General features: G+C 69.7%; 15 protein-coding genes. 8 read left to right on the top strand and 7 right to left on the bottom strand.

Features of this window, described 5'->3' with window-relative positions; all coding sequences use genetic code 11:
• Positions 1-18 precede the first annotated feature (18 nt).
• Positions 19-579: a kinase gene (locus tag ACWDRB_RS34805; protein ID WP_449900901.1), complete on the bottom strand. Its 561-nt coding sequence runs from the start codon at positions 577-579 to the stop codon at positions 19-21.
• Positions 580-641: 62 nt separating this feature from the next.
• Between ACWDRB_RS34805 and ACWDRB_RS34800 the strand changes: the two genes are divergently transcribed.
• A complete protein-coding gene (locus tag ACWDRB_RS34800) occupies positions 642-1,232 on the top strand; it encodes a DUF6879 family protein (RefSeq protein ID WP_449900899.1) in 591 nt (196 codons plus the stop codon).
• A gap of 25 nt (positions 1,233-1,257) precedes the next feature.
• On the opposite strand, the gene ACWDRB_RS34795 is transcribed toward ACWDRB_RS34800, so the two are convergent.
• Genes ACWDRB_RS34795 through ACWDRB_RS34775 form a run of 5 tightly spaced genes read right to left on the bottom strand, consistent with a single transcriptional unit; the run spans position 1,258 to position 7,405 of the window.
• On the bottom strand, positions 1,258-2,481 hold the full coding sequence (locus tag ACWDRB_RS34795) for an acyl-CoA dehydrogenase family protein (protein WP_449900897.1): 1,224 nt from the start codon (positions 2,479-2,481) through the stop codon (positions 1,258-1,260).
• A gap of 13 nt (positions 2,482-2,494) precedes the next feature.
• A complete protein-coding gene (locus ACWDRB_RS34790; RefSeq protein WP_449900895.1) occupies positions 2,495-3,493 on the bottom strand; it encodes an acyltransferase family protein in 999 nt (332 codons plus the stop codon).
• A 56-nt stretch (positions 3,494-3,549) separates the two neighbouring features.
• Positions 3,550-5,484 (bottom strand): DUF6807 family protein, encoded by a 1,935-nt coding sequence (locus ACWDRB_RS34785; protein WP_449900892.1) that lies wholly within the window; start codon positions 5,482-5,484, stop codon positions 3,550-3,552.
• Entirely contained in the window at positions 5,481-6,536 is a 1,056-nt protein-coding gene (locus ACWDRB_RS34780) for a mandelate racemase/muconate lactonizing enzyme family protein (RefSeq protein ID WP_449900889.1), read from the bottom strand. The genes ACWDRB_RS34785 and ACWDRB_RS34780 overlap by 4 nt, the downstream gene beginning before the upstream one ends.
• Positions 6,533-7,405, bottom strand: a complete 873-nt coding sequence (locus ACWDRB_RS34775; RefSeq protein ID WP_449900886.1) for a 5-dehydro-4-deoxyglucarate dehydratase — start codon at positions 7,403-7,405, stop codon at positions 6,533-6,535. Before ACWDRB_RS34775 ends, ACWDRB_RS34780 begins: the two co-directional genes overlap by 4 nt.
• Before the next feature lie 135 nt (positions 7,406-7,540).
• On the opposite strand from ACWDRB_RS34775, the gene ACWDRB_RS34770 reads away from it, so the two are divergent.
• A complete protein-coding gene (locus ACWDRB_RS34770) occupies positions 7,541-8,770 on the top strand; it encodes an RNA-guided endonuclease InsQ/TnpB family protein (RefSeq protein WP_449900884.1) in 1,230 nt (409 codons plus the stop codon).
• Here ACWDRB_RS34770 and ACWDRB_RS34765 read toward each other — a convergent pair.
• A complete protein-coding gene (locus ACWDRB_RS34765; protein WP_449900882.1) occupies positions 8,753-9,658 on the bottom strand; it encodes an NAD-dependent epimerase/dehydratase family protein in 906 nt (301 codons plus the stop codon). The genes ACWDRB_RS34770 and ACWDRB_RS34765 overlap by 18 nt on opposite strands.
• A gap of 179 nt (positions 9,659-9,837) precedes the next feature.
• Between ACWDRB_RS34765 and ACWDRB_RS34760 the strand changes: the two genes are divergently transcribed.
• The 6 genes from ACWDRB_RS34760 to ACWDRB_RS34735 all read left to right on the top strand — a co-directional run bounded on the left by ACWDRB_RS34760 (position 9,838) and on the right by ACWDRB_RS34735 (position 16,456).
• Entirely contained in the window at positions 9,838-10,791 is a 954-nt protein-coding gene (locus ACWDRB_RS34760) for a LacI family DNA-binding transcriptional regulator (RefSeq protein WP_449900879.1), read from the top strand.
• A gap of 214 nt (positions 10,792-11,005) precedes the next feature.
• On the top strand, positions 11,006-11,971 hold the full coding sequence (locus ACWDRB_RS34755; RefSeq protein WP_449900876.1) for a carbohydrate ABC transporter permease: 966 nt from the start codon (positions 11,006-11,008) through the stop codon (positions 11,969-11,971).
• Positions 11,955-12,821, top strand: a complete 867-nt coding sequence (locus ACWDRB_RS34750) for a carbohydrate ABC transporter permease (protein WP_449900874.1) — start codon at positions 11,955-11,957, stop codon at positions 12,819-12,821. Before ACWDRB_RS34755 ends, ACWDRB_RS34750 begins: the two co-directional genes overlap by 17 nt.
• A gap of 46 nt (positions 12,822-12,867) precedes the next feature.
• Positions 12,868-14,151, top strand: a complete 1,284-nt coding sequence (locus ACWDRB_RS34745; protein ID WP_449900871.1) for an ABC transporter substrate-binding protein — start codon at positions 12,868-12,870, stop codon at positions 14,149-14,151.
• A gap of 9 nt (positions 14,152-14,160) precedes the next feature.
• Positions 14,161-15,441, top strand: coding sequence for a Gfo/Idh/MocA family protein (locus ACWDRB_RS34740; protein WP_449900869.1), 1,281 nt, complete (start codon positions 14,161-14,163; stop codon positions 15,439-15,441).
• A complete protein-coding gene (locus ACWDRB_RS34735) occupies positions 15,431-16,456 on the top strand; it encodes an alpha/beta hydrolase family protein (RefSeq protein ID WP_449900867.1) in 1,026 nt (341 codons plus the stop codon). Before ACWDRB_RS34740 ends, ACWDRB_RS34735 begins: the two co-directional genes overlap by 11 nt.
• Positions 16,457-16,479: the final 23 nt, after the last annotated feature.

Below are 16,479 nucleotides of genomic sequence, written 5' to 3'. Positions count from 1 at the left end.
GCACAGGCGTATAAGCCATTAGTCGATGAGGTGATTTGCTGGGGTTCGAGTGGGTTTCTGGTAATTGCTGGTTTCTGTGTATTCGAGTGTTTCGGATAGCAGCCGTCGTACCGTTTCATCGAGCGAGCTGCTCTGATCGATGACGGTTTCGTAGCCGCCGGGCAGCAGGTCCCGCTCGATATACCATTCGCGCATCATGTCCGGGCCGAACTCCGCGCTCTGCGGGCGGGTGGCGTGGCGGCGGAGCGTTTCCTCGAAGGGGATGTCGAGGTAGAAGAAGCGGCTGCGGCCGGGGAAGTCCTCGCGCAGGGACTGGAGCATCGGGGCGTACCTGCCGGCCGTGAGGATGCCCTCGAGGATGACGTGGTGGCCGTGGTCGAGCGCGTAGCGGGTGACGGTGTCGATGAGGCCGATGTTGACGCCGTCCGGGACGTCGAGTTCGCGGAGGATGTCGCGGCGCAGCACGTCCTGGCTCACCACCGCGAGGCCGCGCCTGCCGTACGCCTTGCGGAAGGCTCGGGCGACGCTCGTCTTGCCCGAGCCGGAGTTGCCGCGCAGGACGATCAATTGTGTGAGCATTCCGGCCAGCGTAGCCGCTGCTCACGGGTTCGTGCCGCGAATCTGATGGGTACGGTCGTCATATGCTTGAGCGCATTCACGAGATATCGGGAGTCTTGCTAAGTGCGGACGGATATCTTGACGATTTCTGGCCGAATTTCCGGAACATTGATGACGTGTTCTGGAAACTCCAGCGTATTCAGCGCTTCGAGGCCGGGGAGCCGAGCTGGCTGGCGATGATGGACTGCGACTGGGAACGCTCACTCAAGCTGGTCGACGGCACGGGCGACGAGGGCCGGAGCAGGGCCTATCCCTGCCGGCGGATCCGGATCGTGGAGCAACCCGTCACGCCGTACCTGCAGTGGGAGATGCACGTGCTGGCGCTGCGGGTGGGGGTGGCCGAGCAGGTGCGGGTGCTCGACGCGGCGGAGGTGTCCGACCTCGAGATCGACCGGCGCCTGCCGGAGCTCGTCGTGCTGGGGTCGTCCGTCATGTACGAGGTGACGTACGACGCCTGCGGGACCCACAGCGGCGCGAGGCGGATCGACGACCCTGATGTGATCGCGGCGTGCCGGGGCGAGCTCGACAAGCTGTTCGCGGCCGGGGAGGACTTCCGGGCCTATTACGAGCGGGAGATCGTGACGATGCCGGCTCCTCGGGTGACGACCGTCTGAAGCCGCCCCGGGTGACGACCGTCCGTCACAGGGGGAGGCCGCCGGTGGCGGAGTTGGTGGAGCCGGTGGCCCGGTAGGCGGCGATGGTGCGTTCGGCGATGCGCATCTGGTGGATCTCGTCGGCGCCGTCGGCGAAGCGGGCCCAGCGGGCGTGCTGGAACATGCCGGCCAGCGGCGTGTCCGTCGAGTAGCCGAGCGCGCCGTGCACCTGGATCGCCCGGTCCACGATCCGGTTGAGGCTGTTGGCCACGAAGTGCTTGGCCATCGACACCTCCGTACGGAAGTCCTCACCCTTGTCGATCTTGGATGCGGCGTGCAGGACCATCAGCTTGCACTGGTAGAGCTCCATGGCCGAGTCGGCGATCATCCACTGGATGCCCTGCTTCTCGGCCAGCAGCGAGCCGTGGCTGTAGCGGTTGAGCGCGCGCTCGACCATCATGTCCAGGGCCGTCTCCGCCTGGGAGATCCAGCGCATGCAGTGGGCGAGCCGGGCCGGGCCCAGGCGGTACTGGCCGAGGCGGTGGCCGTTGCCGCGACCGCCCAGGATCTGGCTGTCGGGCACGCGGAGATCGGTGATGACGATCTCGCTGTGGCCCGTGGAGCCGTGCATCGTCTCGACCTCGCGCACGTCGTTCCAGCCCGGGTCGGGGAGGTCGACGAGGAAGGCGGTGTTCGCGCCGCGCGAGCCCTCGGGCACGTCCGGCTCCGTCCGCGCGATGAGGATCGCGAAGTTGGCCCGGCGCGCGTTGGAGATGAACCATTTGTGGCCGTTGATCAGCCACTCGTCCCCGTCCCGGACGGCCGAGGTGCGGATCAGGGTGGGGTCGGAGCCCGCCACCTCCGGCTCCGTCATGGCGAAGCAGGACATCTGCGTGCCCTCCAGCAGCGGCCGCAGGTACTTCTCCTTCTGCTCGTCCGTCGCCCAGTGCAGGAGGGTGTGCATGTTGCCCTCGTCCGGGGCCATGCAGTTGAGCACCCACGGCCCGACGCGGGTCTTGGCCGCCTCCGACTGCACCATGGCCAGCTCGACGTGGCCCAGCCCCATGCCGCCCCACTCCTTCGGCATGTGCGGCAGCCACAGCCCCTCGGCCTTGGCCTGGGAGCGGAGCCGGAAGATCGTACGCAGGTAGGCGTCCCGGTCGGCCTCCTTCACCTCCTCCATGGCGGGAATGACGGTCCCCTGGATGAAGGCGCGGACCCGCTTGCGGATCTCCTCGTGCTCGGGAGCGAGGGTGAAGTCGATGGCCATACCCGCCACCGTGTCACGGCCGGCGGAGCGGGGTGAAGGCCCAGGACATGCGCGGCTCCACGGCCCAGTGGAAGAGCTTGCGCACCGGCGGCGTGCAGAGCAGGGTGGCGGCGGCCACGCCGAGCAGGATCGACAAAGGCACGCCCAGCTCGAACCGCTCGGCGACCTTGACCACGAACCCGTGGAGCAGGTACGCGTACATGGTGGCCGAGCCCAGATCGCTGAACCACGTGTGCCGCGCCGGGGTCACCGCGAGAAACGCCGCCACCAGCACCGCCCCGGCCACCAGCAGCCCCAGCCGCACGGCCGTGCCGGTGAGGTCGTCCACGTGCAGCGCCGAGTTGGACAGCCGCCATCGGATCCACTCCGTCGGCACCTGGTCGTGCACGAGCAGCGCCGCCGCCAGCCCCAGCCCGAGCGTCAGGAAGCCGGTCAGCCGCATGTACGGCCTGCGCAGCCACGCGAAGTGCTCCGGCTTGAGCATCAGCCCGAGCACGTAGAACGGCAGCAGCGCGAACGTCCGGTTCATGGCCAGCTCGTCGGGCAGCGCGCTCATCCCGGTCAGCAGCGACAGCACGACCGCGACCGCCAGCGGCCACCTGAGCTGCTGCCACACCGGCGTCGACAGCCGCCACAGGAACAACGACAGCAGGAACCAGGTCAGGTAGTACGGGTCCAGCAGGGTCAGCTCGAACTTCCCGTACAGGATCAGCCGCGGCAGCGAGTACGCCACCTCGAAGATCAGGTACGGCACCGCCAGCGTGGAGATGAGCTTGCGCGCCTTCCCCGCCGAGAACGTGAACCGGCGCGACAGATAGCCGCTCAGCACGATGAACAGCGGCATGTGGAAGACGTAGACGTAGAAGTAGAGCGCGTGGGCGATGGGGTGGTCCCGCTGGTCCTCGATGAGGTGACCGCACACCACGAGCAGGATGGCCAGGTATTTGGCGTTGTCGAAGAACGGGTCCCTGGCGGTCACGGACCGGGTGTCAAGAGTGGCGGGAGAAGTCACAGATCACGCACCCTAGCCACCGAACGCGTAACCGCCAGGAAACGCCGAGTGAGGGCTTACCGAAGGGCCGGTGTCGCCTCGCGTACCGTGTCCGCCAGCGCGGACGCGGCGGCGGCGTCGAGCCTGCCGTCCACCACCGCCGTCACGACCCGCCTGGTCAGCGTGTCCTCGACGACGAGCGGCCGGTCCCAGGCCAGCGCCTGCCCGACCCCCGGATAGTGCTCGACCCGCACGAACCACGGGTCGCCGTCCGACTGCACGAAGACGAGCGTCCAGTCCCGCCCCTCCGGCGTGGTGCCGGACAGGGCGACCCAGGGGTCGCGGCTGCCGTGCACGGCCTCCTCGTCCCCGGGGAGCGCGATCCGGGCGGTGGAGGTGCCGGGGGCGCGCCAGAAGAAGCCGCCGTACCCCGCGCCCACGCGCCCCTTGGTGGCCGAGCTCCGGACCTCCAGCGGCGCGCCGGTGAGGTTGGTGAGCGTGAACGAGAAGTCCAGCGCCCAGAAGTCCCCGAACGGCCGGGCCGTGACGGTCCGCTCCTCGCGCGCCACCAGCCGCCCGCCGGGCCCCGCCCACTCCAGGTGCTCGACGAAGCCGGAGTCGTCGAGCCGGGAGAACGACAGGTGCCGCTGCGTGCCGTGATCGTCCAGCCAGGCGGGCCCCTGGTCCTTGACGTACGTGCGGCCGCCCCAGAAGTTCGCCCCGCCCAGGTCGGAGATCGCCACCCCGACCCCGAGGTGGTGCACGTGGTCCTCGGGACGCACCTCGGTGACCTCGACGCCGCCCAGCGTCCGCACCCCGTGGAGGTAGGGCCGCGGGGAGTCGGTGGCCGGCAGGTCGGGCCGCAGCTCGTACGAGGCCACCGCCCGCCCGGAGGCCAGCAGCTCCACCCGGGTCCAGGGGACGTCCAGCTCCGAGTAGAGCGACAGCGTCTCGGCGCTGCGGGCCGTCAGGTCGGCGACACCCGGCAGGAACCGGTGCGTGACCTCGCCCGACGCGGCGTCCCGCTTGACGTCCTGGTAGCGCTCCGGGATCGGCAGCGGCTCGGGAGCCAGCCGCACCGCGTCCAGCACCTGCGTGAACGTCTCCGTGGCGGACAGCGGCACCATCAGCTCGGCGCCCGTGCGGACATGGTCGATGAGGTTCTCCAGCAGGTCGGTGCGCTCGTACGCGGTCGTCGTGACCGTGCCGTCCGGCAGCTCGACCTTGAGCCGGTCCTGCGTGTAGACGAGCGTGGCGCGGCCCGCGTCGCCGTGCACGACCAGGTACGGCTCGCTCCGGCCGGTCGCGCAGAGCGTCACCGCGATCGTGATCACGAAGCCGTCGTCGAGACGGATCCGCAGGCAGGACGTGTCGTCCGACTCGATCGGATGGGCGTGGTAGAGCTCGGCCTCGATCTCCGAGACAGGGCTGTCCACCAGGGCGAGCGCGGTCGCGACGGCGTGCGCGAACGGGTTCGTCAGCGCGCCGTCCACCACGTCCACGCCGTCGAGCCGGCGCTTGCCCGACCAGGCCGACCGGGTGAAGTAGGACGAGGGCCGCTCCCAGGCGCCCGCGCCGCCGATGCCGCGCACGCGCCCGATGGTGCCGTCGGCGATCAGCGAGCGCAGCGCGGGGACCGCCGCCGAGCCCAGCGACTGGAAGCCGACCTGGCAGGCCAGCCCCGTCTCCGCCACCGCCGCGGCGATCCGGGCGTGCGCGGAAGGGCTCGCCGCGGGCGGCTTCTCCAGCAGCACGTGGGATCCCGCGTGCAGAGCGGTCACCGCGAGGTCGGCGTGCGTGTGGATCGGCGTGCAGATGACCGTGATCTCCGCGCCGGTCTTCGCGAGCAGCTCGCCCAGGTCGGGCGACTGCAGCGGCGAGCCGAAGTCCACTTCGACGGGCACCACGTCGCAGATCCCGGCCAGCTCGATCAGCCCCTGGTCGGCCAGCCTGCGCAGATTGCCCAGATGGTGCCGCCCATGGCCGTGCGCACCAGCGAGTACCACCTTCATCGCGACCACCTCAGTCCGAGCCCCGCGTGCGCGCCCGCCCGCAGGACCCCGTCGGAAATCTGCACCGGGTACGGCTCCGCCAGCAGCCCGAGGGCCGCGAACGAGGCGTCCTCCACGTCCTCCGCCATGACCGGCAGCGGCAGGGCCAGCGCGAGCTGCCCGGACACCTCGCTCAGCAGATGCGGATAGACCGGCACGTCGTACGTCCTGGCCAGCTCCACGATCCGCAGGAACGGCGTGATCCCGCCGACCCGCACCACGTTCGGCTGGACGATGTCGCACGCCCCGGCCGCGAGCAGGTCACGGAAGCCGTAGGTGGTGTAGACGTTCTCCCCGACCGCCACCGGCACGTCGATGGAGCGCCGCAGCTCCACGTGCGCGGCCACGTCGTCGGCGGGCAGCGGCTCCTCGATCCATTGCAGCCCGAACTCCCGCAACGCGGAAAGAGCCCGCCTGGCCCGGTGCAGGTCCCACCGCTGGTTGGCGTCGATCATCAGCAGCCGGTCGGGCCCGATCACCTCGCGCACGGCGGCCACCCTGGCCACGTCCTCCGCCAGGTCGGGCCGGCCCACCTTGATCTTGACGCCCCGGTACCCGGCCGCCACCCAGCGCCGCGCCTGCTCCACCAGCTCCTCCAGCGGGTAGTGCAGGTTGACGCCGCTGCCGTAGACCGGGACCTCGTCACGCCGGCGGCCCAGCACGTCGGTCAGGCCGCTGTCACCGCAGCGCAGGTCCCACAGCGCCAGGTCGATCCCGGCCAGCGCGATCGTGGTGATCCCGCCGGGCCCCGCCTCGCGCAGGTGCCGCCACAGCCGGTCCCACACCACCTCGGGGTGCGCGGGCAGCCCGATCAGCGCCTCCCGCAGGTCGTGGTCGAGCAGCGCCCGCACGGCGTGCGCCCCGATCTGCGGCGTCCACGAGAACCCGGTGCCGATCCGCCCGTCCTCCAGCGTGACCTCGCACACGACCACGTGGTTGGCCGGCACGTCCGCGCCCCAGGGCCGCGGCAGCGGGGCCGTCCGCAGCGAGGTACGCAGGTCGGCGATCGTCATGACGCGGCCAGCTCCAGCCCCGTCTTGATCAGCGCCTCCAGCTCCTCCAGGTGCTCGTCGGTCGGCTCGACCAGCGGCGGGCGGACGGCGCCCACGTCCAGGCCGCGCAGCCGTACCCCGGCCTTGACCAGGGCGACCGGGTAGCCGGGGACCTTGCCGCGCAGCCGTACGAGCGGGGCGTAGAACCCGGTGAGCAGCCGCTCGTCACCGTTCAGATAGGCCAGCGCGATCTCCGGCGCGAACGCGAACACCGCGCTGGAGTACAGCTCCACGCCGATGCCCCGGTAGGCGGGCATGGTCAGCTCGGCCGTCGGCAGCCCGTTGAAGAACAGGAAGTCCGGGTACGCCTCCCGCACCGCCAGCACGATCCGCTGCATCCGGTCGATGTCGCCGACGCCGTCCTTGAGCCCGATCACCCCGGAGATCCCGGCCAGCTCCACCACGGCCTCCGGCTCCAGCACCACGGAGCCCCGCTGGTAGACGATCACCGGCAGTTCCGCGGCCACCGCGGCCACGTAGGCGGCGAAGCCGTGCCCCGGCCCCTGGGCCAGGTACGGCGGCATGAGCAGCAGCCCGTCGGCGCCCGCCTCGCGAGCCGCCCGCGCCTGGTTCAGCGCCGTGCCGAGCGGGCCGCCCGCGCCCGCGAACACCGGCACCCGCCCGCCCACGACCTCGGCCGCCACCCGCACCGCCCGCGCGTGCTCGGCCTCCGACAGCGCCGAGAACTCGCCGGTGCCGCACGCCACGAACACGCCGCCGGGACCGTGCTCCATGCCCTGCCGGATGTGTTCGGCCAGCACCTCCTCGGCGAGCCGGCCGTCGGCGTCGAAGGGGGTCACGGGGAAGAACAGCACACCGCTCAGATTCATGTGAGTTGTGGCGCGAAGAGCCGGTCCTTCAGGACCGGTGGAAGCGCCACCCTCCTTTCGGAAACAGTATGGAAACGAGTGATAACAATCGGTAACATTCGCGATGGACGGGACTCCGGTGACGGGAGGTGCGCGATGGCGATCCGCCGCTCGGCCATCAAGCGGCAGGGTCTGCCGTCGGTGGTGCAACTGCGGCTCTCGCCCACCCTGGATCAGGCCGATGCCCTCAAGGCAGCGGTGGAGACGTCCAACCACGCGGCCACCTTCGTCTCTCGTCTGGCCTGGCAGCATCAGATCTTCACCGCGCTGGAGCTCCACCGGCTGGCTTACCACGCGGCGCGCGTCCACCTTCCCGGGCTGGGTGCGCAGGCAGCGGTACTGGCGATTGCCCGGGTCGCCGGCGCCTATGCCAACCGACGCGCCAGCAAGAAGCGGGCTCACATTTTTCGGCCGCACGGCGCCGTCCCCTACGACGCACGCCTGATGACCTGGAACCGTGACGCCCGGACCGTGTCGCTGTGGACTCCCACCGGCCGCCTGCACGTCCCCTACGCGGGCCGGCCGGAAGACCTGAAGGCTGTCGACACGCTGCCGCGCGGGGAGGCCGACCTGATCTTTCGGCGCGGCGTTTGGCTGCTGCAGGTGAGTATCACCCTGCCCCGGCCCGGGGTGCGCGAGCCGGTCAACGGCTTCCTGGGGGTGGATCAAGGGGTGGCGAACCTGGCGGCCACCAGCGATGGTGCGGTGCTGCCCGGCCCTGCCCTGGCCGGTCCGATCAACGGCAATGGCCATGTCCGCACGCTGCGGGAGCGGCGGCATCGGCAACGCCGACGGTTGCAGAGGAAGGGCACGAGTGCGGCGCGGCGGGTGCTGCGCCGCCTGGCCGGGCGTGAGCACCGGATGATGACCGACCTCAACCACCAGCTCTCGACACACGTGGTGCGCGAAGCCGAACGCACCGGCCGCGGGATCGCCCTGGAAGATCTCCGGGGCATCCGCGGGCGGGTAAGGGCTCACCGGTTCCAGCGGCGCACCCTGCACAGCTGGGCGTTCGCCCAGATGATCGCGTTCACCCGCTACAAGGCCGCGCGGGCCGGGATCGCCTTCCTCCTGGTCGACCCCGCCTACACCTCCCAGGCCTGTCCGCAGTGCGGGTGCGTCGCCAGAGCGAATCGGCCCGCGCGGGGCCGGTTCGCCTGCACCGGGTGTGGCCTCGCTGGGCACGCCGACCACATCGCGGCCCGCAACATCGCCGCACGCGGCGCTGCGGGCTGGGCTGCTGTCAACCAGCCACACGCTACCGGCCTCCCTTCAGCCAGACGGGACCGTGAGAGCAAACCACCGGCCTCAGCCGGCGGTAGTTGACTCAGCTTCCTTCAGTTCGGTACGCCAGCTCCGCTTGGGCTGCCAGCCGAGCAGGCGCTCTGCCTTGGTGATCGAGAAGGCGGGGGTGGTGCCGGTGAGACCGGCGGCGAACGGTTCGGTGCCGGGCACGACCTGGGGCAGCAGGTCGGCGAGCGGCTTGCGGGCCAGCGCGTCCGCGGCCCCGGCGAAGAACACCTCGCCGTTGGGCAGCTCGGGCAGCGCCGCGGCCAGCACCGTGATCATGTCGGCGCAGTCGCGGGCGTCGATGTAGTTGAACAGCGAGACCCCGCCCAGCTCCGGCCGGTCGAGGCGCTCACGCACCGTGTGGCCCGACTGGGTGGGCGCGCCCGCCCACTCCTCGGGCGGGATGACGAAGCACGGCCTGATCGCGGCCATCTTGGTCGTCCCGGCCAGCGCGAACGCCTTCATGGTCTGCTCTGCCGTGACCTTGGACAGGTTGTACGCGTTCCACGGGCGTACCGGGTGGTCCTCGTCGATCGGCAGGTACGCGGGCGCCCAGCCGCCGGGGGCGCCGTACCCGATGACGGTGGGGCTGCTGGCCACCACCACGCCCGGCACGCCCAGCGCGACGGACGCCTCGCAGACGTTGAACGCGAGCTGGGTGTTGACCTTGAAGATCACCGATTCCGGGAGGCTGAACGGGGTCGCGATCGCGGCCAGATGGATCACGGTCTCGGGCCGGAACCTGGCGATGACCTCGAAGGTCTCGCCCGTGTCCGTGAGATCGGCCGGTAAGGCCGTCGCGGCCTCGGATGGCGTGCCGGGCGTTCGGTCGACGCCGATGACCTCGTGCCCGGCCGCCGCGAGCGTGGTGACCACGCTACGGCCGAGGCGTCCTGCGCTTCCGGTGACGAGGACTCTGCTCACCGTGGGGGCTCCTTCAAGACTGCAAACAGTTGCACTAAACCTTTGTGTCCTCAGGGCGAGGTCGTCAAGAGGTGATTTCGCCCCCCGCGCTGGAACAGGGGTTTTCTGAGGCAGGGGCGCGGCAAGCGCTTTCATGGTACTCAGAGATTCTGCAAGCGGTTGCGTTAGGGTGGGCGACTGTGACAGTGACGATTCGTGATGTGGCCCGGGCTTCCGGTGTCCATGTATCGACCGTGTCGCGGACGTTCTCCGCACCGCACATGGTGAACGCGGCCACCCGTACCAGGGTGCTCAAGGTGGCCGAGGAGCTGGGATACCGCCCCAACCGGGCGGCCAGGGCGCTCACGACGGGCCGCACCCACAACCTCGGCCTGATCGTGGCCGACATCGCCAATCCGTTCTTCCCCCCGCTGATCAAGGCGGCCCACTCGGCGGCCCGGCAGCGCGACTATCACTTGTTCGTGGCCGACACCGACGAGGAGGCGGCCACCGAGGAGGAGCTGGTGCAGGCGTTCTCCAAACAGGTGGACGGCCTGGTGCTGTGCAGCCCGCGCTCGTCCAACAAGGCGCTGGAACGGCTGGCCGCGCGGGTGCCGTTCGTGGTGATCAACCGGCGGCTGCGCGGCGCCGCCACGGTCCTGATGGACGTCGGCCACGGGGCCAGGCTGGCGGTCGAGCACCTGACCGGGCTCGGGCACCGCCGCGTGGCGCTCGTGTCGGGCCCGGCCGGCTCGTGGACCAGTGCGGAGATCCGTACGGCCGCCGAACAGGTGGAGGGTGTCGAGCTGGTCGTCATCGGCCCCAACGCGCCCACCGAGCGGGGCGGGCTCGCCGCCGCGCGGCGGGTGCGGGACTCCGGGGCGACCGGCGTGCTCGCCTACAACGACCTGGTGGCGATCGGGCTCATCGAGGGGCTCGGTGACCTGGGGCTGAGCGTGCCGCGGGACGTCAGCGTGGTCGGGATCGACGACATCGTCTCCGGACGGCTGAACCGCCCCAAGCTCACCACTGTCGCCATGCCCACCGCCGCGGCCGGCCGGCTCGCCGTGGATCTGCTCATCCAGGAGGTCACGGCCACCACCTCGCTGGAGACGCGCCTGGTGATCAGGGACTCCACCGCTCCGCCACGGTAGCGGGTCGGCTGCAAACGGTTGTACTAACTGAGCAGCGAATTCATCTGACTTCTCGGACGGGCAGGCTCTCTACCTGGGAAAACGTCGTAACGATATATCGGTAACGGCTATGTAACGTCTGCAAAGGGTTGACGTAACTTTCCCGCCAGCTATAGGAAAGCGCTATCCATTCACATCTCGCCGGAAGGTCCGTGAATGACGAATGAGTTCCGTCATGGCTGACACGGTGGCGGTGAAGACCCGAGCCCCGCGCGAACCGGCCACGCAGGCCGGCGGAGGCGGACCCCGCTCCCTACGCGCCCGCCGCGAGGCCAGGGCCGCCTACCTGTTCCTGGCGCCCTGGTTCGTCGGCCTGCTTGTCATCACGGTCGGCCCGATCATCGCCTCGCTCTACCTGTCCTTCACCGACTACAGCCTCCTCAAGGAGGCCAAGTGGGTCGGGCTGGACAACTACATCAGGATGTTCACCGAGGACGACAGGTTCATGTCCTCGCTGAAGGTGACCACGATCTACGTGGTCGTGTCGGTCCCGCTGCAGCTGGCCTTCGCACTGGGGCTGGCCCTGGTGCTCGACCGGGGGCTGCGCGGGCTGTCGTTCTACCGCTCGATCTTCTACCTGCCCTCGCTGCTGGGCGGCAGCGTCGCGATCGCGATCCTCTGGCGCAAGGTCTTCGGCGCCGACGGCCTGGTCAACGCGGTGCTCGCGGTGTTCGGCATCCAGGGGCCCGGCTGGGTCGGCGACCCCGACACGGCGCTGGGCACGCTGATCCTCCTGCACGTGTGGACGTTCGGCGCCCCGATGATCATCTTCCTCGCCGGGTTGCGCCAGATCCCCAGCAGCTACTACGAGGCGGCGGCGGTGGACGGGGCCGGGACCCTGCGCCAGTTCCGCTCGATCACGCTGCCGCTGCTGACGCCGATCATCTTCTTCAACCTCGTGCTCGAGGTCATCAAGTCGTTCCAGTCGTTCACGCAGGCGTTCATCGTCAGCAACGGCAAGGGCGGCCCGGCCGACTCCACCCTCTTCTACACGCTCTACCTCTATCTGAAGGGGTTCAAGAGCTACGACATGGGCTACGCCGCGGCGATGGCGTGGGTCCTGCTGGTCATCATCGCCGCCCTGACCGGAGTGAACTTCCTCGCGTCTAAGTATTGGGTCTTCTATGGCGACACCAAGTAGGCCGCTCCCGGTGCTGTTCCGCCCCCTCAAGGGCGGGCCGGTGGTCAAGCACATCCTGCTGATCGGCTTCGGTCTGGTCATGCTCTATCCGCTGCTCTGGATGATCTCCAGCTCGCTCAAGCCGGAGGAGCTGATCTTCCGGGAGCCGGGGCTGTGGCCCAGCCAGGTCACGTTCGAGAACTACACCGAGGGCTGGACGGCGCTGAAGCACCCCTTCGGCTACTACCTGTGGAACTCCGCGGTCGTCACCGCGCTGTCCGTGGTGGCCAACCTGGTGGCCTGCTCGCTGGCGGCCTACGCCTTCGCCCGGCTGAACTTCCCGCTGAAGAAGTTCTGGTTCGCCATCATGCTGGGCACGATCATGCTGCCGCACCACGTGGTGATCGTGCCGCAGTACATCATGTTCTCGAAGCTCGACCTGATCAACACGATCTGGCCGCTGGTGATGCCCAAGGTGCTGGCGACGGACGCGTTCTTCGTCTTCCTCATGGTGCAGTTCATCCGTACGCTGCCGAGGGAGCTGGACGAGGCGGCCGAGATCGACGGAGCGGGCTATTGGCGCATCTTCATCAGAGTGGTCATGCCGCTCTGCCTGCCCGCGCTGGCCACGACCGCGATCTTCACGTTCATCTGGACGTGGAACGACTTCCTCAGCCAGCTCCTTTACCTCAACAACCCGGACAACTTCACCGTCCCGGTCGCGCTGCGCACCTTCCTGGACGCCAGCAGCGACTCGCAATGGGGACCCATGTTCGCCATGTCGATCATCGCGCTCGGTCCCATCTTCGGCTTCTTCCTGGCCGGCCAGAAGTACCTGATCCGTGGCGTGGCCACGACGGGGCTGAAGTAGTTCCGTCCACCCCCCAACAAGAAGAAAACCCCTAGGAGGTAGAGCCGTGAGCTCTGGCAAGAAGGTGTGGTCGGCGGCGTTGCTCGCCACCGCGATGCTGGCGGTCACCGCGGCCTGCGGCAGCGGCAGCGGCGGCGAAAGCGCCGATGGCAAGGTCAAGCTGCGCTTCTCCTACTGGGGTAGCGCCGCGCGGCAGCAGATGACCGAAGAGGCGATCAAGAAGTTCGAGGCCAAGACCCCGACCATCGACGTCGAGGGCGAGTTCTCCGACTTCGCCGCCTACTACGAGTCGCTGTCCACGAAGGTCGCGGCCAACGACGCGCCCGACGTCATGACCCTCGAGATCCGCGGCCTGCGCGAATACGCAGACCGCGGCACGCTGGCCGACCTGGCCAGCAAGGTGAACACCGCCGACATCGACGCCAAGGTGCTGACCACCGGCGCCATCGACGGCAAGCAGTTCGCCATCCCCACCGGTGTCAACGCCTTCTCCCTGGTCTTCAGCCCGACCGAGGTGGAGGCCGCGGGGCAGAAGGTCCCGGACGACACCAAGTGGACCTGGGACGACTACGTCGCCCTGGCGTCGAAGATCACCGAGAAGAGCGGCGGCAAGATCTACGGCACGCAGCAGAGCTTCAACCCGGCCTACCTCCAGATCTTCGCCGCGCAGAAGGGCGAGCCCTTCTACAACGGCAACAAGATCGGCGTCTCGCCCGAGACGATCAAGGCCTGGTGGGCCACCGCCCAGAACCTGATCAAGACCAAGGGTTCGCCCGACGCCGCCAAGACCGCCGAGATCGGCGCCCAGAGCGTGGACCAGTCGCTGCTGGCCACCGGCGCCGGCGGGATGGGCATGTGGTGGAGCAACCAGCTCGGCGGCATCGCCAAGAAGTCCGGCAAGGACGTGGACCTGCTGCGGATGCCGAAGCTGCCGGGGGCCACCACCGGCGGCATGTTCCTGCAGCCCGCGATGTTCTACACCGCCTCGTCGAAGTCCGAGCACGCGGCCGAGGCCGCCAAGTTCATCGACTTCATGATCAACGACCCTGAGGTGGGCGGGATCATCCTCAGCGACCGCGGCCTGCCGGCCAGCTCCAAGGTGCTGGCGGCGGTCAAGGACAAGCTGCCGCCCACGGACAAGAAGACGCTGGACTTCCTCGACAAGGTCAAGGGCGAGCTGGCCGACCCGCCGGCCGCTCCGCCGAAGGGCGCCAGCGCCATGGAAGACATCCTCACGCGCTACTCCGAGGAGGTCCTGTTCGGCAGGATGACCCCCGACGACGCCGCGCAGAAATTCATCACCGAGGCCAACGCCTCGATCGCAGGCTAAAGGAGAGACATGAAGTACGCGTTCGTCGGGCTCGGGCATCGTGCGCAGATGTATGTCGACGCGCTGCTCGGGGAGTGGCGCGACGCCGGCACCATCGTCGCCCTGTGCGACACGAACCGGACCCGCATGGACTACTACGTCGAGCGGATCGGTCACGAGGTGCCGCGCTTCACGCCCGATGAGTTCGACAAGGTGCTCGAGCTCGCCGACGCGGTCATTGTCACCACCGTCGACGCCACGCACGCCCGGTACGTGTGCGCGGCGCTCGACGCCGGGCGCGACGTCATCGTGGAGAAGCCGCTGACCGTCGACGCCGAGGGCTGCGCGGCCATCGCCGAGGCGGCCGAGCGCAGCAGCGGCAAGCTGATCGTCACGTTCAACTACCGCTACTCGCCGCGTAACTCGGCCGTGCGCCGCCTGCTGCAGGAGGGCGCGATCGGCCGGGTGACGTCCGTGCACTTTGAGTGGACGCTCGACACTATCCACGGCGCCGACTACTTCCGCCGCTGGCACCGCGAGCGGATCAACTCGGGCGGGCTGCTCGTCCACAAGTCCACCCACCACTTCGACCTGGTCAACTGGTGGCTGGCCGCCGCCCCGCAGACCGTCTTCGCCCAGGCCGACCTGCGCTTCTACGGCTCGGAGAACGCCCGCGAGCGCGGCGTCACCGACCGTCCGGTGCGGGGCCAGGGCGCCCCGGGTCTCGGCACGGACCCGTTCATCCTGGACATCTCCAAGGACCCCCGGCTCAAGCGGCTCTACCTGGACGCCGAGCACGAGGACGGCTACCTCCGCGACCAGGACGTCTTCGGCGACGGGATCACCATCGACGACACCATGTCGGTGATGGTCCGCTACACCAACGGCGCCGTGCTCACCTACGCGCTGAACGCCTACGCGCCCGCCGAGGGCTACCGGGTGGTGTTCAACGGCACGGGCGGGCGGCTGGAGCTGGAGGTCGTCGAGCGGGCGTGGACCCCGCCGCACGCGGCCATCGACCCGAGCTCCGCCTCCAAGAAGCACAAAACCGACTCCTGGGAGAAGCTCACCCTGCACCGCCACTGGAGCGAGGCGGAGGAGGTGCCGATCGAGAGCGGCGCCGGCGGCCACGGCGGCGGCGACCGGCTGCTGCTGAACGACGTCTTCCGCGGCCCCGGCGACGACCCGCTGGCCCGGCAGGCCGGCTACCGCGACGGGATCCGCAGCGTGCTGACCGGCCACTCGGCCAACGTGTCGGCCGCGACCGGCGAGCCGGTGCACCTGGTGGACGACGGCACGCGTGTTCGCTGAGCTGGCCGAGGTCGCCGCCGCGCAGCTCGGGCCGTACCCGTCTCTTCCGGGGCCCGAGCTGCGGCGGGCTGCGCGTGCCGCGATGGGGGTGCTCGACCTGGCCGCCGGTGACGTGCGGGTCGAGCGCTCGTGGACGGACGGTGACCTCGCCGGGGAGGAGCTCTCCTGGTCGGTGGGGTTCGGGCCGCGCACCCACGCGTACCTCCTGCGTCCCGCTGACGCGGCCGGGCCGCTGCCCGGGGTCGTGGCGCTGCACTGCCACGGCGGGATGAAGTGGGTGGGCAAGGAGAAGATCGCCGACGGTCCCTCCGGGCCATCCCTCGAGGTCCAGCGGGTCCGCGAGCGGCTCTACGGCGGTCGCGCGTACGCGAACGAGCTGGCCCGGCGCGGGTTCGTGGTGCTGGCCCCCGACGTGCTCACCTGGGGCAGCCGCCGTTTCCCGCTCGGCGTCGACGAGCCCGGCCCTTACGACGCGGCGGCCAGGGATCACGAGCACGTGGTCGCCAAGTACTGCGCCGCGCTCGGCACGTCCTTCGCGGGCGTGGCGGCGGGCGAGGACCTGGCCGCGGCGGCGTACCTCCGATCGAGGCCCGACGTGGGCACCGTCGGATGCGTCGGGCTCTCCGGCGGCGGCCTGCGGGCCGCGCTGCTCGGCGCGTTCGACCCTGACATGAGGGCCGTCGTGGTCGCCGCGATGGTCTCGTCCTACCGCGACATGATCGACGGGTACGTCGAGAAGCACACCTGGATGCTCTGGCCGCCGGGGCTGCCGCGCCTGGGCGACTGGCCCGACCTGGTGGCCGCCCGCGTGCCCGAGCCGCTCATGGTCCAGTACGCCCTGCGCGACGAGCTCTTCCCCGAGCCGGGCATGCGCCGGGCGCACACCATGATCGAGGAACGTTATCGCGAGGCTCCTGACGCCTACGAGGCGGTGTGGGCAGACGTGCCCCACAGCTTCGACGTGACCAGGCAGGAGCAGGCCTTCGACTGGCTGGCTCAGCGGTTGAAGGCCTAGGAGAATGCCGCCGCCCGGGACCT

It is taken from the genome of Nonomuraea sp. NPDC003707 (genome assembly GCF_053587055.1).
This window is presented reverse-complemented; position numbering and strand designations above follow the sequence as displayed.

Excerpts from the sequence above, each read along its gene's own strand:
- ACWDRB_RS34805 (WP_449900901.1), bottom strand. The coding sequence starts at position 579 with ATGCTCACACAATTGATCGTCCTGCGCGGCAACTCCGGCTCGGGCAAG.
- ACWDRB_RS34800 (WP_449900899.1), top strand. The coding sequence starts at position 642 with ATGCTTGAGCGCATTCACGAGATATCGGGAGTCTTGCTAAGTGCGGAC.
- ACWDRB_RS34795 (WP_449900897.1), bottom strand. The coding sequence starts at position 2,481 with ATGGCCATCGACTTCACCCTCGCTCCCGAGCACGAGGAGATCCGCAAG.
- ACWDRB_RS34785 (WP_449900892.1), bottom strand. The coding sequence starts at position 5,484 with ATGAAGGTGGTACTCGCTGGTGCGCACGGCCATGGGCGGCACCATCTG.
- ACWDRB_RS34780 (WP_449900889.1), bottom strand. The coding sequence starts at position 6,536 with ATGACGATCGCCGACCTGCGTACCTCGCTGCGGACGGCCCCGCTGCCG.
- ACWDRB_RS34775 (WP_449900886.1), bottom strand. The coding sequence starts at position 7,405 with ATGAATCTGAGCGGTGTGCTGTTCTTCCCCGTGACCCCCTTCGACGCC.
- ACWDRB_RS34770 (WP_449900884.1), top strand. The coding sequence starts at position 7,541 with ATGGCGATCCGCCGCTCGGCCATCAAGCGGCAGGGTCTGCCGTCGGTG.
- ACWDRB_RS34755 (WP_449900876.1), top strand. The coding sequence starts at position 11,006 with ATGGCTGACACGGTGGCGGTGAAGACCCGAGCCCCGCGCGAACCGGCC.
- ACWDRB_RS34750 (WP_449900874.1), top strand. The coding sequence starts at position 11,955 with ATGGCGACACCAAGTAGGCCGCTCCCGGTGCTGTTCCGCCCCCTCAAG.
- ACWDRB_RS34740 (WP_449900869.1), top strand. The coding sequence starts at position 14,161 with ATGAAGTACGCGTTCGTCGGGCTCGGGCATCGTGCGCAGATGTATGTC.